This is a genomic window from Thauera aminoaromatica S2 (assembly GCF_000310185.1).
Classification (GTDB): domain Bacteria; phylum Pseudomonadota; class Gammaproteobacteria; order Burkholderiales; family Rhodocyclaceae; genus Thauera; species Thauera aminoaromatica.
Map to the genome: position 1 here is coordinate 1 of NZ_AMXD01000064.1, position 21,623 is coordinate 21,623.

The window sequence follows — 21,623 nt, forward strand, 5'->3', positions numbered from 1 at the left end:
GGGCGCGCAGGGCGTCGGCGTTGCGCGCGAGCTCGACGCTGAGCTGCGCCGCGCGGCGCCTGCCGGGGCGCAGCAGGCCGGCAGGCGTCTCGTCGAGGAAGCCGGCCTGCTGTTCGACCAGCAGCACCCGCCCGCCCGGGCCGACCACGGCGAAATCGACCTCGCCGAACACCGCCGTGCGACCCTCGGCGCGCGTCCAGTGCAGGCTGTGGTAGATCGTGGTGTCCTCGGGCAACGCGGCGGCGAGGCGGGCGAGGGTGGCGAGCTCGCGCCCGCGCGCGCCCTCCGCGGGGAGCAGGCGCCAGCCTTCGGGGTGGGTGCGGGCCATGGTGGGCCTCAGTCGATGGGCTCGAACAGGCGGGCGACGATGCGCTGGCAAGACGGGAGCTCGAAGGCCTCGGGGTTCATGTCGAGAATGTAATGGCGTTCATCCGCTTTCACGGTTGCGGGGCGAAGTGGCCGGATCGCTTCACCCATCGGAGACCGGCGGGGTTGCGGCGGTTTGCGCACGCCGCTCACCCCGTCCAGCGTGAGCCCGTGCTTCAGTTCCCCGCGAACACCTCGTCGATCGTCCGCGCCTCGAGCACGCGCTCGGCCCAGATCTCGAGCTGCTCGGGCGTGGACTGGGAGAGACGCCGGATGATGTCGGGGGAGAGCGGGCCGAAGCGCCGGTTCAGCAGGCGCAGGAGGACGCTTGCACTGCCTTGGGCACGACCCTGCTCGATCCCCTTCTCGATACCGATTTCGAGCCCTTGCTCCATGCCCTTCTGCAGCCCGCGCTCGATCGCGAGTCGTTCGACGCTGGTGACGTACTTCACTTTGCGTTCTCCTTCAATATTTTCAATATCTTGCCACAGTCTCTGCTCGAACTCCCTGGGTAGTCGCATCATCCAGTCGAGCACCGAAAAGAAGTCGAGGATGCGTTGTCGCGTCCAGTCGCGTTCATAGAGTAGTCGCACCAGGCGGCGCTTGGCGTCGAAGCGGGCGATCGGGCTGCGGCGGGTGCGACGGGTGTAGAGGTGCGCGGCGGTGACGAGTGCGAAGGGGTTCGGGTTGCACAGCAGCGCGGCTTCGTCCGCTGCGTGGTCGACCAGCTTGGCGACCGGAAATTGCAGATTGTGCCGGCAGCCGAGGCGCTCGTAGCCGAAGCGGTCGGGGCGCCAGGCCGGGTCGTCATCGGCGAGCACGGCCAGGCTGGCGACCGGACGGTCGTAGCTGTCGTAGATGCGGTAGTTATAGACGAACATCCGGCGTGCGAAGTCGGGGTCCATGCTTCCCTGGACCTCGATGTGCACACACAGCAAGTCCTCCTCGCCGGCGTGCGTGGTGACGCTGGCGAGCTTGTCCACATGGCGCCGGCCGAGCGCGGCGTCGCGTACGATCTGCTGCAGCTCCTTGTCGAGGAAGCGGTGGCCGCGCGCCCAGTCGATCTGGCGGCCGGCATCGGGGAAGTAGAAGTCGATGAACTCCGGGAAGGCGTGCTCGACGGCCTCCTTCCACGGACTGTCGTAATCGTCCTGCGCGGCGCTGGCGGGCATTGCGAGCTCCTGGGTGAGGGAGCTGGAATGCTATTTGGAAATATGACAAAAGGGAATTGGGGGCATTGGGATGCGTCCCCGAATTTTCGGAGTATCCGCGATTTTCGGGGGCTGCACGCCATGGCAATGCCGGCTGGCCGCCGCCGTGCCGCCGCGCGAATCGGACTAGAATCCCCCCCATGCCGCTGACCCTCGCCGCTCCCGTCCACAGCGAACTGATCATCAAGAAGAGCCGCTTCATCGGCTGCGTGCAGCCGATGAGCGACCGCGCCGGCGCGCAGAAGGTCGTGGCCGCGTTGTGGGCGCAGCATCCGGGGGCGCGCCATGTGTGCTGGGCGCTGCTTGCGGGCGGGCAGTCGGCGGCGGTGGACGACGGCGAGCCGAGCGGCACCGCCGGGCGGCCGATGCTCGACGTGCTGCGCCACCAGGACCTGGAGGGCGTGCTCGCCACCGTGGTGCGCTACTTCGGCGGCGTGAAGCTGGGCGCCGGGGGTTTGGTGCGCGCCTACACGGACGCGGTGGCGCAGGCCTTGCTCGAGGCCGAGAAGGTGCCGATCGTGCGCCTGGCGACGCTGCGCTGCGTGGTGCCGTATGCGATGGAGGGGCTGCTGCGGCGCGAGCTCGACGCCGCCGGGGCGAGCCTGCTCGCGGTGGCGCACGGGCAGGCGGTGGAGCTGTGCTTCAGCCTGCCCGAGGATGCCGCCGCAGCCCTGCGCGCGCGCCTTGCGGAGGCGGGGCAGGGCCGGATCGAGTGGATCGCGGAGGTCGAGTGAGCGTTGGGCGCCAAGGGGCGGCAGCGTCCGGGTTTGCGCGGGGGCGAGGATCGCGACTTGCGTCGCTCCTACAGGGCGCCTGGGGCGTAGGGTGTGGTCGTAGGAGCGACGCAAGTCGCGATCGAATCATCCGGAGTCCTCCCCCCGGCGTATCCGGCGCATGCGCAGATCAAGCGCCGAAATCGCGACTTGCGTCGCTCCTGCCTGATCCGCCGGCGGGTCGGCCTCAGGAGAGCTGTGGCAGGGGGGCGATGGTCCAGCCGCGCGCTTCGAGTTCCGTGCGCAGATGTCGCGCGCTCTCCACTGCGCCCAGGGTGTCGCCGTGCACGCAGATGCTGTCCATCGAAGTCGGCAGCACCTTGCCGCTCTGGCTGACCACGCCGCCGGCCTCCAGCATGCGCAGCACGTGGGTGACGAGTTCGTCGTGGTCGTGGATGACCGCGCCGGGCTGGCCGCGCGGCACCAGCGTGCCTTTGTCGGTGTAGGCGCGGTCGGCGAAGACCTCGCCGGCGACCCTCAGCCCGGCGCGCGCGCCGGCCGCATGGAGTTCCGACAGCACCGGGGCGAGCAGGATCAGCCCGGGGTCGATGGCCTTGACCGCGCGCGCGACCGCGTCGGCGAGCGCCGCATCCTCGCAGGCCTGGTTGTTGAGTGCGCCGTGCGGCTTGACGTGGGTGACGCGGCCGCCTTCGGCCGCGGCCATGCCGGCGAGCGCGCCGACCTGGTAGATGATCATCGCCTCGAGCTCGGCCGGCGCCATCTTCATCGGCCGGCGACCGAAGCCCTGCAGGTCGGGGTAGGCCGGGTGGGCGCCGAGGCTCACCCCCGCCGCGAGCGCCGTGCGCACGGTGTGGCGCATCACCAACGGGTCGCCGGCGTGGAAGCCGCAGGCGATGTTGGCCGAGCGCACCACCTGCAGAAGGGCTTCGTCCTCGCCCATGGTCCAGGGGCCGAAGGATTCGCCGAGGTCGGCGTTGAGGTTGATCGTCTTGTTCATGGGCGGGGCTCCTTGGGGTGGGGAGATCGGGGCGTGCTGGCTGGGGGCCGGGATTGCGACTTGCGTCGCGCCAGGGCGGGCGGCGCTTGCGCGATCAATACAGCGGTCGGTATTCGGTGCCGAGGGCATGCACGACCCCGTCGACCAGGTTCCCGGTGTACAGCGCCATCAGGTCGATGCCATCGGGCGGCAGGGCGCGGATCGAGGCGATCAACGCCCGGGTCTCGGTCTCGGCGGCGCGCGCGATGCACGCGCCCTCGGCGGCGCTCACGGCGGCGAAGCGCAGGCTCTGGCCGGGGCGCAGCGCGGCGAGACGGCCGAGGTCGGCGCCGATCACGGTGGCGATCTTGGGATAGCCGCCGGCGGTCTGCGCGTCGGCGAGCAGCACGATGGGCTGGCCGGCACCGGGCACCTGGATGGAGCCGGGCACGGTGGCGTCGGAGACGATCTCGGCGGCGCCGGCGTGCTCCAGCTGCGCGCCCTCGAGGCGGATGCCCATGCGGTCGGCCTCGGGGGTGACGCGATATTCGCCGCCCACCAGGGCGTCGAGCGCGGTGGGGCTGAAGTGGTCGGCCTGCGGACCGGGCACCAGGCGGATCGGACCGGTGTCGGCCGCGGGCGGCTGGGCGAGCACGCGGTCGCTGTCCCAGGGGTCGGCGTCGGCGGAGAGCGCCAGGCGCGTGCCGGCGCCGAGCGCACGGCCATCCACGCCGCCGATGCCGGCGCGCGCATAGGTCGAGGCGCTGCCCATCACCGCCGCCGGCTCGAGGCCGACGATCGCGACCATGGCGATGCGTCCGCCCTCCATCTTGCGGATGCGCAGCTGCTCGCCGTCGGCCAGCGTCACCGAGCGCCACGGCGCGAGCTGGCGCCGGCCCTCGGTGCCTTCGACCTCGACCACCGTGTCGCCGGCCACCGCGAGCTTCACCGCGCCGCCGCTCGCGGCGACGTGCAGGCCGCCGTCGAAGCATTCGATCACCGCGGCGTCCTCGGCGCGACCGGCGAGCGCATTGGCGATGCGCATCAGGCGGCGGTCGAGCACGCCCGCCCAGGGCACGCCGATGCGGCGGTGGCCGCGGCGGCCGCCGTCCTGGATGGAGGCGAAGGCGCCGGGGGAGAGGATTTCCACTTCGGTCCGGGTGCTCATGCTGCGTTCTCCGCGGGGGTCGGGGCGCTTTCCAGCCATTGCATGGGGTCGATTTGGGCGCTGGCGAGGCCGGCCTCGATGGCGCGGCATTCCTGGGCGCTCACCGGGACGAAGCGCACGCGGTCTCCGGCCGCGAGCAGCGAGGGCGAGGTGCGGCGGGCGTCGAACAACGGCACCGGGCAGCGCCCGAGCAGGTGCCATCCGCCGGGGCTCTCCCAGGGGTAGATCGCGGTCAGGCCTGTGGCGATCGCCACGCTTCCGGCGGGCACGCGCACGCGCGGCTGGGCACGGCGTGGCAGGCGCAGCGGCGCGGGCAGGTCGCCCATGAAGGGGAAGCCGGGCAGGAAGCCGATCATGTAGACCAGGTATTCCGCTCCGCTGTGCAGCGCGACGACCTCGTCCTCGCCGATGCCGATCGCGCCCGCCACCTCGGCGAGGTCGGGGGCGGCCTCGCCCTCGTAGCACACCGGCAGGCGCCAGTGGCGGCCGTCGGTGGTGCTGCCGTGCTCGGCGGCGGCGATCAGCGGCTGCAGCGCGGCGAGCACTGCATCGCGGTCGGTGACGAGCGGGTCGAAGAACACGGTCAGCGAGCGGAAGGTGGGCATGGTCTCGATCACGCCCGGCAGTTTGCCCGCCTGCTTCCGGCGCAGCACGGCGGCGTCGAGCGCATTGACCTCGGCCAGCAGGGCAGGGTCGATGATGCTGCCGAATTCGATGGTGAGCGCGGCGTCGCCGGCGTCGAGGATGCGAAAGCTCACGGGAGGGCTCCCTGGTGATGTGCAGCGGATTTACAGCGATGAAGTGGAGGCCGCGCGCGCGGCCTGGTCGTAGCGGCCGGACAGGGTGCGCAGCAGGCGGGCGAGTTCGCCGATCTGGGCGTTGTCCTCGGGGCTGCCGGTGAAGCCGGGCATCAGGCAGGCCTCGCGTACGTCGCGGTACGCCAGGCAGATCTCGCGGCCCCGCTCGGTGACGGAGAAGAACGCCTCCTTGCCCTTCTTGACGCTCTGCACCAGGCCGAGTCCGGCGAGCTTGCGCAGCGAGTAGGAGACGACGTGGGTGTCCTCGACGTTGAGCACGAAGCAGATGTCCGCAAGGCGCTTCTCGGAGTCGCGGTGCGACACGTGGTGCAGCACCAGCACGTCGATCGGCGTCATGTCCTTGACGCCGGCGGTGGTCATGCAGCGCATCATCCAGCGTGCGAAAGCATGCCAGGCGATGATGAGGCCGAACTCCATCTCGGAAAGTTCGGGCGATTTCGGCGAGATCAGGTGCTGGGAGGACACGATGCGGCTGGCTTCTTTCATGACTGCCTCCGGAGGTGGAAGACAAGGTTTCGCTGACGTTTTGCAAAAAAAACGTGTACGTTTTGTTGACAAGATACCCACAAAATCTCTATTGTGCAATAACGGTGACTTATCGAAGACCGGTCGCCGCCCGCCAATCCGCGTTCCGGGCTTCTCGCCCTCCTCTACCAGGAGTAATCGCCATGCGCTTCCCGCGTCCCCTCGTCAAGGTGATCGCCACTTCGCTCGTAGGCCTGGGTCTGGCCGCCGTCGCCCACGCCCAGACCGCGTGGGACATGCCCACCCCCTACCCGGCCAACAACTTCCACACCGAGAACATCCAGCAGTTCGCCAAGGAGGTCGACGAGGCCACCGGCGGCAAGCTCAAGATCACCGTGCACGCCAACGGCTCGCTGTTCAAGGCCAACGAGATCAAGCGCGCGGTGCAGTCCGGGCAGGCGCAGATCGGCGAGCTGATCATCTCTGGGCTGGCCAACGAGGACGCGCTCTACGCGCTCGACACCGTGCCCTTCCTGGCCACCGGCTATGCGGATTCGAAGAAGCTGTGGCAGGCCTCGAAGGCGGCGGTCGAAGCGCGCCTGGCGAAGAACGGCCTCAAGATCCTGTACTCGGTGGCCTGGCCGCCGCAGGGCCTGTACTCCATGACCGAGCTCAAGAGCATCGGCGACCTCAAGGGCATGAAGATCCGCTCCTACAGCCCGACCGTGGCGCGCATGATCGAGCTGATGGGGGGGCAGCCGGTGACCGTGCAGGCCGCCGACCTCACCCAGGCGCTGTCGACCGGCGTGGTGTCGGCCAACCTGACCTCCTCGGCCACCGGTTACGACACCAAGAGCTGGGAAAACCTGAGCCACTACTACGACATCCAGGCCTGGCTGCCGAAGAACATCGTGTTCGTGTCGAAGAAGGCCTTCGACGCGCTAGACCAGCCGTCGCGCGATGCCCTGCTGAAGGCCGCCGCCGCGGCCGAGGAGCGCGGCTGGAAAGTGTCGGAAGAGAAGACCGCCTGGTACATCGACCAGCTCAAGGCCAACAAGATGAAGGTCCAGCCCGCGCCGGAGGCGCTGCAGGCCGAGCTGCTCAAGGTCGGCGAGAAGATGACCGCCGAGTGGGTCGAGAAGGCCGGTCCGGACGGCCAGGCCATCCTCGACGCCTACCGCAAGCTGAAGTGACCGGCGGATGCCGCATCGGCCCCGCCGTGGCGGGGCCTTCTTGTTCAGGAGATCGCCCATGAGAGCGTTCCTCGATTCCTTGTACCGCCTGTCCGGGGCGCTCGCCGCGGTCGGCATGGTGGCCACGCTGGTGCTGGTCGCGACCGGCGTCTTCACGCGCCCGCTCGGCATCTACCTGCCCGGCACCGACGACTACGCCGGCTACGCGATGGCGGCCTGCGGCTTCCTCGCGCTGGCCTACACCTTCAAGCACGGCGAGCACATCCGCGTGAGCCTGGTGCTCGAGCGCGTCGGCCCGCGTCTGCGCGCGGCGCTGGAGTGGTTCTCGCTCGCCGCCGGCACCGCCGTGGCGGCGATGCTGGCCTTCTACGCCGTGCGCATGGTGCTGCAGTCGCACGAATTCGAGGAAATCTCGCAGGGCGTGGACGCCACGCCACTGTGGATTCCGCAACTGTCGATGGCCTTCGGCTCGGTCGTGCTGCTGATCGCGCTGATCGACGACCTGGTGATGACCACCCTGGGGCGCGCACCGGCGCGACTCGCCACCCACAGCGGCGAAGCCGCGCGCATGGAATAAGAGGAGCGCGCCATGGAAGTCATGATTGCGGCCGTACTGATCGGCCTGATGCTGGCGCTGCTCGCCGGCGGCGTATGGATCGGCCTCGCGCTGATGGCGATCGGCATCCTCGGCATGCTCGGCTTCACGCCGCGCGCGCCGGGCGACGGCATGGCGGTGGCGATCTGGAGCCACGGTTCGAGCTGGACCCTGACCGCGCTGCCGCTGTTCCTGTGGATGGGCGAGATCCTCTTTCGCACCAAGCTGTCGGAAGACATGTTCAAGGGCCTGTCGCCCTGGCTGGAACGCCTGCCGGGCCGCCTGCTCCACACCAACATCATCGGCTGCACCTTGTTCGCCGCGGTGTCGGGCTCGTCGGCGGCGACCTGCGCCACCATCGGCAAGATCGCGCTGCCCGAGCTGCAGCGCCGCGGCTACCCCGAGTCGATGGCGCTGGGCACCCTGGCCGGTGCCGGCACGCTGGGCCTGCTGATCCCGCCCTCGATCATCATGATCGTGTACGGCGTGGCGGCGGACGTGTCGATCTCCAAGCTCTTCATCGGTGGCGTGCTGCCCGGCATCCTGCTGGCGAGCCTGTTCATGGGCTGGGTGGTGGTGTGGTCGCTGATGAACCCGGGCAAGATCCCCGCCGCCGACCTCAAGACCGACTTCATGGGCAAGCTGCGCGCCTCGAAGAACCTGATCCCGGTGATCCTGCTGATCGGCGGCGTGCTCGGCTCGATCTACAGCGGCATCGCCACCGCGACCGAGGCCGCCGCGATCGGCGTGATCGGCAGCCTGATCATCGCCGCCAGCCAGCGCACGCTCAATCGCAAGAGCTTCTTCGGTGCGCTGATGGGCGCCACCCGGCTGTACTGCATGATCGCGCTGATCCTCGCCGGCTCGGCCTTCCTGACCCTCGCGATGGGCTACATCGGCCTGCCCCGCCATCTCGCCGAGTGGATCGGCGGGCTCGGCCTCACCCCGGGCATGCTGCTGGTGGCGCTGGCGATCTTCTACATCCTGCTCGGCTGCTTCCTCGACGGCATCTCGATCGTGGTGCTGACGATGGCGGTGCTGATGCCGACCATCCAGGCCGCGGGCATCGATCCGCTGTGGTTCGGCATCTTCGTGGTGGTGGTGGTGGAGATGGCGCAGGTCACCCCGCCGGTCGGCTTCAACCTCTTCGTGCTGCAGGGCCTCACCGGGCGCGACATGACGGTGATCGCGCGCTACGCGCTGCCCTACTTCCTGCTGATGGTGCTGGCGGTGGTGCTGCTGTACACCTTCCCCGGCCTGGTGACCTGGCTGCCCGGGCACATGATCGGGTGACGGGCTCCGCGCCCGCGGCCGCTGGCGTTCAGTCGCCGGGCGCGGGCGCCGTATCTGCGCAAGGGCCGGCGGCGAGTTCCGCCGCACGCGCCTCGGCCGCCAGCCAGTCGTGCACCGTGGCCACGCGCGGATCGGCGAGCGCCCCGGCGGAATGGATCACGCAGTAGCGCTTGCCGGTGCGCACCGACTGCGCGAAGGGCGCCACCAGGCGGCCGCTGTCGAGCTCGTCGGTGATCAGGGTGCGGCGCGCGATCGCCACCCCCATGCCGGCGATCGCGCACTGCATGGTGATGTGGTTGCGGTTGAACATGTAGCCGCGCCGTACCTCCACCTGGGGTGCGCCGATGGCCTTCAGGTAGCGCTCCCACTCGGCGTAGGGCGGGCTCCCGCGCCAGGCGGTCATGTCGTGCAGCAGCGGGTAGTGGCGCAGGTCCTCGGCGCCGAGCAGCGGTGGACGGCCTTCGAGCAGGCGTGGCGAGCACACCGGGAAGATCTCCTCTTCCAGCAGCACGGTGCTCTGGAAGCCGGGGTAGCTGCCGTCGTTGAGGTCGATCGCGAGGTCGAACTCGCCGTCGCGTAGCGAGTACGTGCTGTCCTCGGCCTCGACCTGCAGCTCGATCTGCGGAAAGCGCGCCATCAGGCGTGGCAGACGCGGCACCAGCCAGGTGGCGAGGAAGGAGGGCAGGGTGCGCACCCGTACCACGCCGCTGAGCGCGCCGCCACGCAGGCGGCCGATGGCGAGCTCGACCGCGGCGTAGGCCGGATCGACCGCGGCGAGCAGGCGCTTGCCCGCGTCGGTGAGCTCGAGCCGGCGCGGCAGGCGGCGGAACAGGCGCTGGGCGAGCCAGTCCTCGAGCAGCTTGATCTGCTGGCTCACCGCGCCGGTGGTGATGCTGAGCTCCTCGCCGGCGCGGGTGAAGGACAGGTGACGCGCGACGGCGAGGAAGACGCGTAGCCGGGTATGGATCTGGGAGGGTGCGCTCGTAGCCATGGTTTAGTTTTGCTAAAGAAAAGATCAATAACTATCGATTGAGCACCCGCCCATCCAGCTGGAGAATGCCGCTCATGCACTGATAAGTATTTTCGTGCTTAGCAGAATTAAATCAACAAGCCGTTTCCCCTCGGAGTCTCCCATGTCCATCAGCGTACTCGACCTGTTCAAGATCGGCGTCGGTCCGTCCAGCTCGCACACGGTCGGGCCGATGCGGGCCGCGCACGATTTCGTCGCCGAGCTGCAGCGCCGCGGCCTGCTCGACCAGGTGCGCCGCATCGAGGCGAAGCTCTACGGCTCGCTGTCGGCGACCGGCGTTGGCCACGGCACCGACCGCGCGGTGGTGGCCGGCCTGATGGGCGCGCGCCCGGACGAGGTTGATCCCGACTTCCTGGTGGGCGCGGTCGATGCGGTGCGCATCGATGCCAGCCTGCCGCTAGGCGGCACGACGGCGGTGCCCTTCGAGTGGACGCGCGACCTGCGCCTGCTGCCGGTGAGCCTGCCCTACCATCCCAACGCGATGCGCCTGGCCGCGCACGGCGAGGCTGGCGTGCTGTACGAGAACACCTACTACTCGGTGGGTGGCGGCTTCGTGGTCGACGAGGCGCAGGCGCAGTCGGGCGCGCCGGCCGAGGCCGCGGTCGCCGTGCCCTATCCCTTCGACACCGGCGCAGAGCTGCTCGCCCAGTGCCGCCGCCACGGCCTGCGCATCAGCGAGCTGATGCTGGCCAACGAGTCGGCCTGGCGCAGCGAGGCGGAGACGCGCGCCGCGCTGCTGCGCATCTGGGACGTGATGCGCGCCTGCGTGACGCGCGGCGTGGGCCACGAGGGCGTGCTGCCCGGCGGGCTCAACGTGCGCCGGCGCGCGCCGGGGCTGTATCGCAAGCTCAGCGAGCAGGCGAGCGGGCGCAACATGATCAGCGACTCGATGAGCGCGCTCGACTGGGTCAACCTCTACGCGCTCGCGGTCAATGAAGAGAACGCCGGCGGCGGCCGCGTCGTCACGGCGCCCACCAATGGTGCGGCCGGTATCATCCCGGCGGTGATGCACTACTACATGAAGTTCATGCCCGGCAGCGACGAACGCGACGTGGAGAACTTCCTCCTCGCCGCCGCCGCGGTCGGCGTGCTGTGCAAGAAGAACGCCTCCATCTCCGGCGCCGAGGTCGGCTGCCAGGGCGAGGTCGGCTCGGCCTGCGCGATGGCCGCCGCGGGCCTGGCCGAAGTGCTCGGCGGCACGCCCGAGCAGGTCGAGAACGCCGCCGAGATCGGCCTCGAGCACAACCTCGGCCTGACCTGCGACCCCGTCGGCGGCCTGGTGCAGGTGCCCTGCATCGAGCGCAACGCGATGGCCTCGATCAAGGCCATCAACGCCGCCCAGCTCGCCCTGCGCGGCGACGGCGCGCACACGGTCTCGCTCGACCAGGTGATCCGGACCATGCGCGACACGGGCCGCGACATGCTCGACAAGTACAAGGAGACCTCCCGCGGCGGCCTCGCCGTCAGCTTTCCGGAGTGCTGAGCGCCGCCACACCGGATCTCCAGCCGAATGTCCACCCGTTCCACCCCCGACCCGGCACAGCCCATCCCGCACGTGCCCGGGTCCAGCCTCACCCGGCTTCCCTAACCACAACGTCATCCACGAGGAGACACTCAATGACCACCGCAAACCCCACGGCTCTGCAGCGCGTGATGCGCATGAGCCTCATCTCCCAGATCGCCATCGGTCTGGTCCTCGGCATCGCACTGGCGCTGATCGCGCCGGGCGCCACCAAGTCGGTCGCGCTGCTCGGCGACCTCTTCATCGCCGCGCTGAAGGCGGTCGCGCCGATCCTGGTCTTCGTGCTGGTGGCGGCGGCGATCGCCAACCACAGGCACGGCCAGCCGACGCACATGCGCCCGATCCTCGTCCTCTACCTGCTCGGCACCTTCGCCGCCGCGGTGGTGGCGGTGATCGCCAGCTTCGCCTTCCCGACCACGCTGGTGCTCGACACCGCGGCCGCGACCGGCAACCCGCCGGGTGGCATCCTCGGGGTGCTCAAGAACCTGCTGCTGAGCGTCGTCTCCAATCCGGTGCGCGCGCTCATGGAAGCCAATTTCATCGGCATCCTGGCGTGGGCGATCGGCCTCGGCGTCGCGCTGCGCCATGCCGCGGAGAGCACCCGCAAGATGGTCAATGACGTCGCGGATGCGGTGTCCTCGATCGTGCAGGTGGTGATCCGCTTCGCCCCGCTCGGCATCTTCGGCCTGGTCGCCGCCACCATGGGCGAGTCCGGCTTCGACGCGCTGCTCGGCTACGGCAAGCTGCTGATGGTGATCGTGGGCTGCATGGTCTTCGTCGCCCTGGTGGTCAACCCGCTGTTCGTGTTCTGGAAGCTGCGCACCAACCCCTATCCGCTGGTGTTCACCTGCCTGCGCGAGAGCGGCGTCACCGCCTTCTTCACCCGCAGCTCGGCCGCCAACATCCCCATCAACCTCGAGCTGTGCAAGCGCATGGGCCTGCACGAGGACACCTATTCGATCTCGATCCCGCTCGGCGCCACGATCAACATGGCTGGCGCGGCGATCACGATCTCGGTGATGGCGCTCGCCGCGGCGCACACCCTCGGCATCGCGACCGACTTCCCGACCGCGCTGCTGCTGTGCCTGGTGTCCGCGCTCGCCGCATGCGGCGCCTCGGGCGTGGCGGGGGGCTCGCTGCTGCTGATCCCGATGGCCACCAGCCTGCTGGGCGTCCAGGCCGACGTGGCGATGCAGGTGGTGGCGATCGGCTTCGTCATCAGCGTGGTGCAGGACTCGTGCGAGACCGCGCTGAACTCCTCGACCGACGTCCTCTTCACCGCCGCCGCCTGCGCGGCGGAGAGCGGCGAGCCGCTTCAGCTGGATCGCACCTGATCCCGGCATGACCGTGCGCCTGCGCCACGGCGCAGGTGTCCGTCCGGCGGCCGTCGCGGCCTCCGGGCGTGGCGGGGCTCCGGCCCCGCGCCTTCCCTGAATCAGGCCCTGCCCGGGGGGCTTCCAATCCCCGGGCACTGCAACGGAGTCGTCATGAACAAGAATCCCGCAACTGCCGTCGAACAGAGCGGCAAGCCCCAATCCCCGGCGCGCGAGCGCTTCCTCGCCCATCTGCACGGTGTCGTCGATCAGATCCGCGCCGACGGCTTCTACAAGGCCGAGCGCGTCATCGACAGCCCTCAGGGTGCCCAGGTCCACCTCGGCACCGGTGCGGACGTCCTCAACTTCTGCGCCAACAACTACCTCGGGCTCGCCAACGACCCGCGCCTGGTCAAGGCCGCCCAGGACGGCCTGGCCGAGGACGGCTTCGGCATGGCGTCGGTGCGCTTCATCTGCGGCACGCAGTCGGTGCACAAGCAGCTCGAGGCGAGCATCTCGAAGTTTCTCGGCACCGAGGACACCATCCTGTACGGCAGCTGCTTCGACGCCAACGGCGGCCTGTTCGAGACCCTGCTCACCGAAGAGGACGCGGTCATCTCCGACGAGCTCAACCACGCCTCCATCATCGACGGCGTGCGCCTGTGCAAGGCCAGGCGCTACCGCTACCGCAACAACGACATGGCCGACCTCGAGGCGCAGCTGCAGGCCGCGGACGCCGCCGGCGTGCGCTTCAAGCTGATCGCCACCGACGGCGTGTTCTCCATGGACGGCGTGATCGCCGACCTGAAGTCGGTCTGCGACCTGGCCGACAAATATGGCGCGCTGGTGATGGTCGACGACTCCCATGCCGTCGGCTTCGTCGGCACGCACGGCCGTGGAACGGCGGAATACTGCGGCGTGGAAGGCCGCGTGGACATCATCACCGGCACGCTCGGCAAGGCGCTGGGGGGCTCCTCGGGAGGCTATACCTCGGGGCACAAGGAGATCATCGAACTGCTGCGCCAGCGCTCGCGGCCCTATCTGTTCTCCAACACGCTCGCGCCCTCCATCGCCGCGGCCTCGATCAAGGTGATGGAGCTGCTCGCGAGTGAAGAAGGTCTTGAACTGTGCCGTCGCGTCAAGGAAAACGGCGAACATTTCCGCCGCGAGATGACCAGGCTCGGCTTCACGCTGGCGGGCAAGGATCACCCCATCGTCCCGGTCATGCTCGGCGATGCGCAGCTGGCCGGTCGCATGGCCGAAGAGCTGCTGAAGGAAGGCATCTACGTCATCGGCTTCTCCTTCCCCGTCGTGCCCAAGGGCAAGGCCCGCATCCGCACGCAGATGAGCGCCGCGCACACCACGGCGCAGATCGACCGCGCGGTGGCGGCCTTCGCCAAGGTGGGCAAGGCACTCGGCGCGATTGCGTGACCACGACCACTGATATCGATTGAGAGGAATCCCATGAAGGCCTTGGCCAAATTGACCCCGTCGGTGGGGCTCACGCTGACCAGCGTGGAAAAGCCGGAAGTCGGACCCAACGACGTCCTCATCAAGATCAAGAAGACCGCGATCTGCGGCACGGACATCCATATCTGGAAGTGGGACGAGTGGGCGCAGAAGACCATTCCCGTCCCCATGCACGTCGGCCACGAGTACGTCGGCGTGATCGCCGAGATGGGCCAGGAGGTGCGCGGCTTCAAGATCGGCGACCGCGTGTCGGGCGAGGGGCACATCACCTGCGGTTTCTGCCGCAACTGCCGCGCCGGCCGTCGCCACCTCTGCCGCAACACCGTGGGCGTCGGCGTGAACCGCGCGGGCGCGTTCGCCGAGTACCTGGCGATCCCGGCGGTCAATGCGTTCAAGATCCCCGACGACATCTCCGACGACCTCGCGGCGATCTTCGACCCCTTCGGCAACGCCACCCATACCGCGCTGTCCTTCAACCTGGTCGGCGAGGACGTGCTCATCACCGGCGCCGGCCCGATCGGCATCATGGCGGTGGCGATCGCGCGTCACGTCGGCGCGCGCCATGTCGTCATCACGGACGTCAACGATCACCGCCTGGAGCTCGCCCGCAAGATGGGCGCGACGCGCGCGGTGAATGTGAGCCGCGAGAACCTCGCCGACGTGAAGACCGAGTTGCACATGGTCGAAGGCTTCGACGTCGGCCTCGAGATGTCGGGCGTGCCGTCGGCGTTCACCTCGATGCTCGAGCACATGAACCACGGCGGCAAGATCGCGCTGCTGGGCATTCCGCCGTCCAACACCGCGATCGACTGGAACCAGGTCATCTTCAAGGGCCTGGAGATCAAGGGCATCTACGGCCGCGAGATGTTCGAGACCTGGTACAAGATGGTCGCCATGCTGCAGAGCGGGCTGGACCTGAGCCCGATCATCACCCACCACTACCCGGTCGAGGAGTTCAAGACCGGCTTCGAGACCATGCTCTCGGGCAACAGCGGCAAGGTGATCCTGGACTGGGAAGCGCTGGCCGCCTGATCCTTGTGCTGTGGCAAACAGGACAGAGCCCGCGCAGGCCCGGGCTCTGTCCGTTGGCGGGCCCGCTCAGAGTTCGTCCAGCCGCGCCAGCCAGTGCGCGGCCTGCGCCAGCGTGGCGGCGCGCTCGCCCGCGTCCATCTTCGCCCACGCCTTGTACGGCATCGCCATGCGCGGGTTGCGTGCGAAGCGCGCCTCGTGGCGCAGCAGGAAGTCCCAGTACAGGCTGTTGAAGGGGCAGGCGAACTTCGTGCCGCTGGCGCCGTGGCGGCGCCTGGGGTCGTAGGCGCAGCCCTTGCAATAGTCCGACTGCTTGCCGATGTAGCTCGCCGCACCGGCGTAGGGCTTGCTCGCGATCACGCCGCCGTCGGCGAACTGGCTCATGCCGCGGGTGTTGGGCATCTCCACCCACTCGAAGGCGTCGATGTAGATGCCCAGGTACCAGGCGTCCACCGCGTCCGGGTCGCAGCCCGCCAGCAGCGCGAAGTTGCCGGTGATCATCAGGCGCTGGATGTGGTGGGCGTAGGCGGTGTCGAGCGATTGCGCGATGGCGTGGCGCAGGCAGGCCATCTTCGTGTCGCCGCTCCAGTACCACTCCGGCAGCGGGCGCCGGGCGTCGAGCGCATTGGCCTGCGCATAGCCCGGCATGCGCGCCCAATACACGCCGCGCACGAACTCCCTCCAGCCCAGGATCTGGCGCACGAAGCCCTCGCAGCTCGCCAGCTCCACCTTGCCCGCCTGCCAGGCGGCGAGCGCGGCGTCGATGACCTCGCGCGGGTGCAGCAGCTTGACGTTGAGCGCGAACGACAGCCCGGAGTGGAACAGCGTGGTCGAGCGCGTGCTCATCGCGTCCTGGTAGGGGCCGAACCAGGGCAGGGCGTGCTCGATGAAGTGCGCCAGCCCGGCACGCGCCTCGCGCCGGGTGATCGGCCAGCGCAGCTGGTCGGCATGGGGCGCACCGATGGTTCGCACGCCCGCCGCGACGATCTCGTCCCACAGCGCGCAGAGGTCGTGGCCGCGCCAGGGCCATGCCGGCGCGGGCGGGTCGCCCGGCCATTTCTCGCGGTTCTGCGCGTCGAAGTTCCACACCCCGCCCACGGGGACGTCGTCGGCGTCGACCAGGATGCGGTGGCGGCGGCGCAGGTCGCGGTAGAAGAACTCCATGCGCGGCACCTTGGCGGCAAAGCGCTGCGCGAGTTCGGCACGCTCGGCGAGGAAGTGCTCGCTGCCGACCACCGCCTGCGGCAGGCCGAGCGTCTGCGCGGCCTCGTCCAGCAGGCGCTCCACCCGCCACTCGTCGGCCTCCATGCGCTCGAAGCGGGTCGCGCCGCACTCGGCCGCCACCTGCGCCAGGTTGGCGGCGAAGGACTGGCGGTTGTCGGCGTCGCCGATCTTCAGGTAGCGCACGCGATGACCGGCGGCCTGCAGCGCGGCGGCGAAGGCGCGCATCGCGGCGAAGATCGCCAGCACCTTCTGCGCATGGTGGCGGACGTAGTCGGTCTCGCTGCGCACCTCCATCATGAGGTACAGCGCGTCGGCGCGCGGGGCGCGGAACCAGGAGTGGGCGGCGTGGAGCTGGTCGCCGAGGATCAGGCGGAGAGTGGTCATCGTGACGAAGGGCGGGCGAGCTTGTGGTGTCGGCGTGCGTCGGTTCGGCGCGCCGTCATTCTAGGGCGAGGGGCCGCGACCGTGCCCGCTGCCCTGCCCGCGGGGGAAGTCCGTATGCATTTTGTGGTTGCAGTCGGTGCGCTTGATCCGGACACTGTTGTGCCCGAGTCGGGCTGCTCGACCGGCCGCGATCATCAAGGACAACAGGGCTGCACATGAACGACGACAACGCTCGCCTGAGGGCGGCCATCGACACGCTGCGCGTCCCGATCTACATGAAGGATGCGGACGGGCGCTATGTCTACGCCAACGATCTCGCGTGCTCGCTGCTGAAACGCTCGCGTGACGATGTCGTCGGCCGCTGCGACCAGGATCTTTTTCCGCCGGATCAGGCCGAGGTCCTGCGCCGCAACGACCTGCAGGTCATCGCGACCGCCAGGGCGGTGGTCATCGAGGAATATCTGAGCTTTCCCGACGCGCCCGTGCCGCGCTGCTGCATGAACATCAAGCAGCCGGTCGTCGACGCCGGCGGCCGCCCGGTCGGCGTGATCGGCCTTGCCATCGACATCGAGGCGCGCAAGCAGCAGGAGCGGGAGCTGGTCGGCCTCAAGAACGACTATGCCGCGATCCTCCAGGCCCTGCCCGATCCCTTGTTCGAGTTCGACATCGAAGGCCGCTGCCACGGCTACCGCACTCCCGACGAGGATCTGCTCGCCGCGCCGCCCGAAGTGTTCCTGGGGCGCACCGTGCGCGAGGTGCTGCCGCCGGAAGAGGCCGAGGTCTGTCTCGAGGCCCTGCGCGAGGCGGCGGCGAAGGGGCGCTCCACGGGCAAGGTGTTCAAGGTGGAGGCGCCCCAGGGCACGCGCTGGTTCGAGCTCTCGGTGGCGCCGATGGCCAGCGCGGCGGGCCGGACGCAGCGCTTCAACGTGCTTTCGCGCGAGGTGACCGCCCGCGAGCGCATGGAGCGCGCGCTGCAGGAGCAGGAGTCGCTGCTGCGCGCCGTGGTGGACAACACCCCGGTGGAATACTGGGCGCGCGACCTCGACGGGCGCTGCACCCTGCAGAACGCGATGACGGTGGCGCACTGGGGCGACCTGCTCGGCCAGCGTCCGGAAGAGAGCGCGAAGGAACCCGCGGCACGGACCGAGTGGCTGGAGACCAACCGCCGTGCCTACGCCGGCGAGACCGTCCATCGCGAGGTCGAGTACGAGGTCGACGGCGAGACGCGCATCTTCCAGTGCCTGGTCGCGCCGATCCGCGTGGGCGGCGAGGTGGTGGGCATCTTCGGTTTCAACCAGGACATCACCGAGCGCAAGCGCCAGGAGCACCAGATCCACGAGCTCGCCTTCTTCGATCCGCTGACCCGGCTGCCCAACCGGCGTCTGATGTTCGACCGCCTGGAGCGGGCCTTGGGCAGCAGTGCGCGTCGCCGGCACCAGGGCGCGCTGCTGCTGATCGACCTCGACCACTTCAAGGAGCTCAACGATTCCCACGGCCACGAGGCCGGAGACCAGCTGCTGATGAAGGTCGCCGCGCGCCTCGGGCTGAGCATCCGCGAGGGCGACACGGCCGCGCGCCTGGGGGGCGACGAGTTCGTGGTGATCCTGGAGGATCTCGAGGACGTCGCCGACGAGCTCCTGCACATCAAGGCGGTCGCGGACCGCATCGGCCGGGAGCTCGGCCGACCCTTCCAGCTGCAGCGCGGCACGGCGGGCGAGACGATCTCCTACCAGTGCTCGGCCAGCATCGGCATCAGCGCCTTCGGCGAACCGGGCGTCGGCGCGGCCGAGCTGCTGCGTCGTGCCGATACCGCGCTCTACCAGGCCAAGGCCGCGGGGCGCAACGCGGTCAGCTTCTTCGACCCGATCATGCAGGCCGCGGTCACCGCGCGCGCGCGCCTGCATTCCGACCTGCGCCAGGCGATCCGCGGAGGCCAGTTCGAGCTGCATTACCAGGTCCAGGTGGATGCGCAGCGACGGCCCGCGGGCGCCGAGGCGCTGGTGCGCTGGCGTCATCCCGAGAAGGGGCTGATCCACCCGGGCGGATTCATCGACCTCGCCGAGGAAACCGGGCTGATCGTGCCGCTCGGCCACTGGGTGCTGGCGACGGGGTGCCGGCAGCTCGCGCTGTGGGCCCGCCACCCCGCGACCGCGCACCTGCGGCTTGCGGTCAACGTGAGCGCGCGTCAGTTCCGTCAGCCGTCCTTCGCCGACGAGGTGCGTGCGCTGCTCGAACAGACCGGCGCGCCGGCGGACCGCCTCAAGCTCGAGCTGACCGAGAGCAGCCTGATCGAGGACACCGAGGCGGTGATCGAGCGCATGGAGACGCTGCGTGCGCTCGGCATCCGTTTCGCGCTCGACGACTTCGGCACCGGTTACTCCTCGCTCGCCTATCTCAAGCGCCTGCCGCTGGCGCAGTTGAAGATCGACCAGTCTTTCGTGCGCGACCTGATGTCCGATCCCAACGATGCCAGCATCGTGCGCACCATCCTCGCCCTCGGCGACAGCCTCGGCCTCGCCGTGATCGCCGAAGGGGTCGAGACCGAGGCGCAGTATGCCTTCCTGGCGGCGCACGGCTGCCGCGCCTACCAGGGCTACCTGTTCGGGCAGCCGGTCGCGCTGGACGTGTTCGAGGCCGGGCTGGCGGCGTCGGACGGCTGATCAGCTGCCGCGCAGCACGTCGAGGTCGGCGCGGTTGCGCTCGTCGGTGTAGGGCAGGGCGGGTTCCTGCGCCGCGTGCGCCGTGGACGGGGCGGAGCAGATCACCAGCACGTTGCCCTGCGGGCGGTCGCGGAACAGCACCTCGACCGCGCACGCGCCGTACTCGGCCTGGATGCTCGCCAGCAGGCTGCGCGCGTAGGGGCTGGCGAGCTCGCGGTCGAGGATCAGGTTGGCGGCGAGGACGCCGCCCGGCTTCAGCACGGCACGGGTGGCGCGCCAGAACTCGCGCGTGACCAGGTGGGCGGGGATGCTGGTGAGCGCGCTGTAGACGTCGACCACCACCGCGTCGTGGCGCGCGGCGGTCTCGCGCAGGTGGGCACGCGCGTCGGCGGCGACGAACTCGCCGCGCACCGGCTCGCGCAGGAAGTCGCGCTCGGCGATCTCCTTCACTGCGGGGTCGATATCGACATAGACGTAACGATTGAGCGGCTCGCGGTGCGAGAGCGTGAAGCCGCCGGCGCCCAGCACCAGCACGCTGCGCCCGCGGAAGCCGAGCTCGTCGAGCAGCAGGTCGCGCAGGCGGCGGATGTAGCGCGCGTAGCGCGGCGGCTCGCCGGCGTCGAGGATGGAGGCCGGCGAGTTGTTGATGCGCAGGACCTCGGGTGCCACGTAGCCGGGGATCGCCACCGCCTCGACGCGGTAGGTGGCGTAGGCGGTCTCGATCTGCTGCGGCAGCACCAGGTTGGCCACCAGCGCCATGCCCGCGATCGCGAGCGCCGCCGCGGCCGACGGCAGGCGCGCACCAGCCGCGCGGCCGAGCGCCGGTACCGCTGTGAGCAACAGGCCGGCGCACACCAGCACCGCCGCGCCCACGCCCAGCCACTGCATCACCCCCATCGACAGCGTCAGCGCGCCCAGGAAGGAGCCCAGCGTTGACCAGTACAGCGCCGCCCCGCTGCGCGCGCCGACGCGCTCGTGGCGCAGCAGGTTGGTGAGGATGGGCACGGTCTGGCCGAGCAGCCAGGCCACCGGGCACAGCACGCCGCACACCACCACCGCCCAGGCCACCGGTGCCGGCTGCAGCCGGGCGAAGGCCAGCTCCACCACCGGACCCGCCAGCCCGAGCGCGATCAGCGCCGCGGCGAGCAGGAAGTTGCGCCGCACGCGCGCGAGGTAGTCGCCAGCCACCTGCCCGCCGGCCTGGTAGCCGAGCGCCAGCGCGAGCAGGAAGAAGGCGATCGTCGGCGCGGTGACCGTGATCGCGCTGCCCACGTGCGGCACCAGCCGGCGCAGCGCGAGGATCTCGGCGCCGAGCGAGACGAAGCCCTCGACGAAGACGAGCAGGAAGAGCAGGGCGGGCGACAGCGACAGGGCGGGGGAGGGCACGGCGGGCGCCGTCCCGGGGCTGCCGGAGACCGGAGCGTGCATCGCGGAGGTCCTCGCGTGGTGAAGGGGGCGCCTTGGAGGCGACCGATTATCCGGCGCGTTGCCGCCGTAGGCCAGCACGCCTGTGCGCAGTGTTGCGCTGCGCTCCCCCGGCCGATGCCGGCAAGGCCGGAATCGGCTACCCTGCCGCCTGTCTCCTTGTCCCGCCCCGTCTACCCATGGCCCAGCCCACCCTCAAGCAGCGCAAGACCTTCGCCCTCATCCGCATCTTCGGCGGCATGGTCGCCGCGCTCTACCTGAGCTTCGTCGTCGTCACCAACATGCTCGCCGGCCATGCGCTTGAAGGCGAGCTGCTTTATTCCGCCCTGGTCGCGCTCGCCGGCTACGGCTACGCGGCCTGGTACCTGCGCGAGCTCGCCGCGGTGGCGCGCGAGGAGCGCGGCGGCCGATGAGGGCGGCGCGAACGGACCTCGCCGCGGCTGGGTCCGCCAATCCGCCGTCGGCCAGTCTGCCGTCGGCCAACTCGCCCTCCGCTGCACGGACGCGCAACGCGGCGCCCTGCGACGATCGTCTGGCGTGAGCACGTCTGCACGGCCGCCCGAAGGCTGGCGCTCTCCTCCCTCGGGGAGGAGGTGGCGCAGCGACAGGAGGGTAGTGTGGTGAGCCGCCGCGTCCGCCCTTCGCCCCTGTTGCGTGCCATCGAGCGCGCCACCACCGCGATGACCCGGCGCGCGCTCCGCGCCGGCGCGGACGCCGCCGGCAAGGCCGCGGCGCGCGGCGTCGAGG

The 21,623-nt window shown here is 69.8% G+C and carries 18 protein-coding genes and 1 pseudogene; 10 read left to right on the forward strand and 9 right to left on the reverse strand.

Annotated elements, in window-relative coordinates:
• Together C665_RS11065 and C665_RS11070 are read right to left on the reverse strand one after the other, a co-directional pair.
• A pseudogene (locus tag C665_RS11065) lies at positions 1-328 on the reverse strand (nuclease); the annotation flags it as partial.
• Between the two features lie 214 nt (positions 329-542).
• Positions 543-1,538, reverse strand: coding sequence for a DUF4351 domain-containing protein (locus C665_RS11070; protein WP_004309471.1), 996 nt, complete (start codon positions 1,536-1,538; stop codon positions 543-545).
• 179 nt (positions 1,539-1,717) lie between these two features.
• On the opposite strand from C665_RS11070, the gene C665_RS11075 reads away from it, so the two are divergent.
• Positions 1,718-2,311, forward strand: a complete 594-nt coding sequence (locus C665_RS11075) for an IMPACT family protein (protein ID WP_004309473.1) — start codon at positions 1,718-1,720, stop codon at positions 2,309-2,311.
• 226 nt (positions 2,312-2,537) lie between these two features.
• On the opposite strand, the gene C665_RS11080 is transcribed toward C665_RS11075, so the two are convergent.
• The 4 genes from C665_RS11080 to C665_RS11095 form a co-directional block, all read right to left on the reverse strand.
• Positions 2,538-3,308, reverse strand: coding sequence for a LamB/YcsF family protein (locus tag C665_RS11080; protein ID WP_004309476.1), 771 nt, complete (start codon positions 3,306-3,308; stop codon positions 2,538-2,540).
• A 94-nt stretch (positions 3,309-3,402) separates the two neighbouring features.
• The gene (locus tag C665_RS11085) at positions 3,403-4,455 is read right to left on the reverse strand and encodes a 5-oxoprolinase subunit C family protein (RefSeq protein ID WP_004309478.1); all 1,053 of its coding nucleotides are present in this window, start codon (positions 4,453-4,455) and stop codon (positions 3,403-3,405) included.
• The gene (pxpB, locus tag C665_RS11090) at positions 4,452-5,213 is read right to left on the reverse strand and encodes a 5-oxoprolinase subunit PxpB (protein WP_004309480.1); all 762 of its coding nucleotides are present in this window, start codon (positions 5,211-5,213) and stop codon (positions 4,452-4,454) included. The genes C665_RS11085 and pxpB overlap by 4 nt, the downstream gene beginning before the upstream one ends.
• Positions 5,214-5,243: 30 nt before the next feature.
• On the reverse strand, positions 5,244-5,759 hold the full coding sequence (locus C665_RS11095) for a winged helix DNA-binding protein (RefSeq protein ID WP_004309481.1): 516 nt from the start codon (positions 5,757-5,759) through the stop codon (positions 5,244-5,246).
• A gap of 182 nt (positions 5,760-5,941) precedes the next feature.
• On the opposite strand from C665_RS11095, the gene C665_RS11100 reads away from it, so the two are divergent.
• From C665_RS11100 to C665_RS11110, 3 genes are read left to right on the forward strand one after another with little or no spacing between them, the layout of a single operon-like run.
• Positions 5,942-6,931, forward strand: coding sequence for a TRAP transporter substrate-binding protein (locus tag C665_RS11100; protein WP_004309482.1), 990 nt, complete (start codon positions 5,942-5,944; stop codon positions 6,929-6,931).
• Between the two features lie 58 nt (positions 6,932-6,989).
• Positions 6,990-7,508: a TRAP transporter small permease gene (locus C665_RS11105; RefSeq protein ID WP_004309483.1), complete on the forward strand. Its 519-nt coding sequence runs from the start codon at positions 6,990-6,992 to the stop codon at positions 7,506-7,508.
• Between the two features lie 12 nt (positions 7,509-7,520).
• A complete protein-coding gene (locus C665_RS11110) occupies positions 7,521-8,819 on the forward strand; it encodes a TRAP transporter large permease (protein WP_004309484.1) in 1,299 nt (432 codons plus the stop codon).
• Positions 8,820-8,847: 28 nt separating this feature from the next.
• Here C665_RS11110 and C665_RS11115 read toward each other — a convergent pair whose 3' ends face one another.
• The gene (locus C665_RS11115) at positions 8,848-9,810 is read right to left on the reverse strand and encodes a LysR substrate-binding domain-containing protein (RefSeq protein WP_004309486.1); all 963 of its coding nucleotides are present in this window, start codon (positions 9,808-9,810) and stop codon (positions 8,848-8,850) included.
• A 142-nt stretch (positions 9,811-9,952) separates the two neighbouring features.
• Between C665_RS11115 and C665_RS11120 the strand changes: the two genes are divergently transcribed.
• From C665_RS11120 to tdh, 4 genes are all read left to right on the forward strand, one after another.
• Positions 9,953-11,332 carry an L-serine ammonia-lyase gene (locus C665_RS11120; RefSeq protein ID WP_004309487.1) on the forward strand — a complete coding sequence of 460 codons (1,380 nt, stop codon included), beginning with the start codon at positions 9,953-9,955 and terminating at the stop codon, positions 11,330-11,332.
• A gap of 134 nt (positions 11,333-11,466) precedes the next feature.
• Positions 11,467-12,705: a serine/threonine transporter SstT gene (gene sstT, locus C665_RS11125; protein ID WP_004309489.1), complete on the forward strand. Its 1,239-nt coding sequence runs from the start codon at positions 11,467-11,469 to the stop codon at positions 12,703-12,705.
• A gap of 153 nt (positions 12,706-12,858) precedes the next feature.
• A complete protein-coding gene (locus tag C665_RS11130) occupies positions 12,859-14,115 on the forward strand; it encodes a glycine C-acetyltransferase (protein ID WP_004309491.1) in 1,257 nt (418 codons plus the stop codon).
• A gap of 33 nt (positions 14,116-14,148) precedes the next feature.
• Positions 14,149-15,186: an L-threonine 3-dehydrogenase gene (gene tdh, locus C665_RS11135; RefSeq protein ID WP_004309492.1), complete on the forward strand. Its 1,038-nt coding sequence runs from the start codon at positions 14,149-14,151 to the stop codon at positions 15,184-15,186.
• A gap of 66 nt (positions 15,187-15,252) precedes the next feature.
• Here the strand turns inward: tdh and C665_RS11140 are convergent, their stop codons facing one another.
• A complete protein-coding gene (locus C665_RS11140; RefSeq protein ID WP_004309493.1) occupies positions 15,253-16,791 on the reverse strand; it encodes a cryptochrome/photolyase family protein in 1,539 nt (512 codons plus the stop codon).
• Between the two features lie 215 nt (positions 16,792-17,006).
• Here C665_RS11140 and C665_RS11145 point away from each other — a divergent pair, with 215 nt between their 5' ends.
• On the forward strand, positions 17,007-19,451 hold the full coding sequence (locus C665_RS11145) for a sensor domain-containing protein (protein WP_004309497.1): 2,445 nt from the start codon (positions 17,007-17,009) through the stop codon (positions 19,449-19,451).
• On the opposite strand, the gene C665_RS11150 is transcribed toward C665_RS11145, so the two are convergent.
• Complete coding sequence (locus tag C665_RS11150) at positions 19,452-20,837, reverse strand: fused MFS/spermidine synthase (protein WP_231570626.1); 1,386 nt, start codon at positions 20,835-20,837, stop codon at positions 19,452-19,454.
• A gap of 218 nt (positions 20,838-21,055) precedes the next feature.
• On the opposite strand from C665_RS11150, the gene C665_RS11155 reads away from it, so the two are divergent.
• Positions 21,056-21,289, forward strand: a complete 234-nt coding sequence (locus C665_RS11155; protein ID WP_004309500.1) for a hypothetical protein — start codon at positions 21,056-21,058, stop codon at positions 21,287-21,289.
• The last annotated feature ends 334 nt before the right edge of the window (positions 21,290-21,623 follow it).

Bases quoted from the DNA above. Each gene is read 5' to 3' on its own strand.
- C665_RS11070 (WP_004309471.1), bottom strand. From the start codon at position 1,538: ATGCCCGCCAGCGCCGCGCAGGACGATTACGACAGTCCGTGGAAGGAG.
- C665_RS11075 (WP_004309473.1), top strand. From the start codon at position 1,718: ATGCCGCTGACCCTCGCCGCTCCCGTCCACAGCGAACTGATCATCAAG.
- C665_RS11080 (WP_004309476.1), bottom strand. From the start codon at position 3,308: ATGAACAAGACGATCAACCTCAACGCCGACCTCGGCGAATCCTTCGGC.
- C665_RS11085 (WP_004309478.1), bottom strand. From the start codon at position 4,455: ATGAGCACCCGGACCGAAGTGGAAATCCTCTCCCCCGGCGCCTTCGCC.
- C665_RS11095 (WP_004309481.1), bottom strand. From the start codon at position 5,759: ATGAAAGAAGCCAGCCGCATCGTGTCCTCCCAGCACCTGATCTCGCCG.
- C665_RS11100 (WP_004309482.1), top strand. From the start codon at position 5,942: ATGCGCTTCCCGCGTCCCCTCGTCAAGGTGATCGCCACTTCGCTCGTA.
- C665_RS11105 (WP_004309483.1), top strand. From the start codon at position 6,990: ATGAGAGCGTTCCTCGATTCCTTGTACCGCCTGTCCGGGGCGCTCGCC.
- C665_RS11110 (WP_004309484.1), top strand. From the start codon at position 7,521: ATGGAAGTCATGATTGCGGCCGTACTGATCGGCCTGATGCTGGCGCTG.
- C665_RS11115 (WP_004309486.1), bottom strand. From the start codon at position 9,810: ATGGCTACGAGCGCACCCTCCCAGATCCATACCCGGCTACGCGTCTTC.
- C665_RS11120 (WP_004309487.1), top strand. From the start codon at position 9,953: ATGTCCATCAGCGTACTCGACCTGTTCAAGATCGGCGTCGGTCCGTCC.
- sstT (WP_004309489.1), top strand. From the start codon at position 11,467: ATGACCACCGCAAACCCCACGGCTCTGCAGCGCGTGATGCGCATGAGC.
- C665_RS11130 (WP_004309491.1), top strand. From the start codon at position 12,859: ATGAACAAGAATCCCGCAACTGCCGTCGAACAGAGCGGCAAGCCCCAA.
- tdh (WP_004309492.1), top strand. From the start codon at position 14,149: ATGAAGGCCTTGGCCAAATTGACCCCGTCGGTGGGGCTCACGCTGACC.
- C665_RS11140 (WP_004309493.1), bottom strand. From the start codon at position 16,791: ATGACCACTCTCCGCCTGATCCTCGGCGACCAGCTCCACGCCGCCCAC.
- C665_RS11145 (WP_004309497.1), top strand. From the start codon at position 17,007: ATGAACGACGACAACGCTCGCCTGAGGGCGGCCATCGACACGCTGCGC.
- C665_RS11155 (WP_004309500.1), top strand. From the start codon at position 21,056: ATGGCCCAGCCCACCCTCAAGCAGCGCAAGACCTTCGCCCTCATCCGC.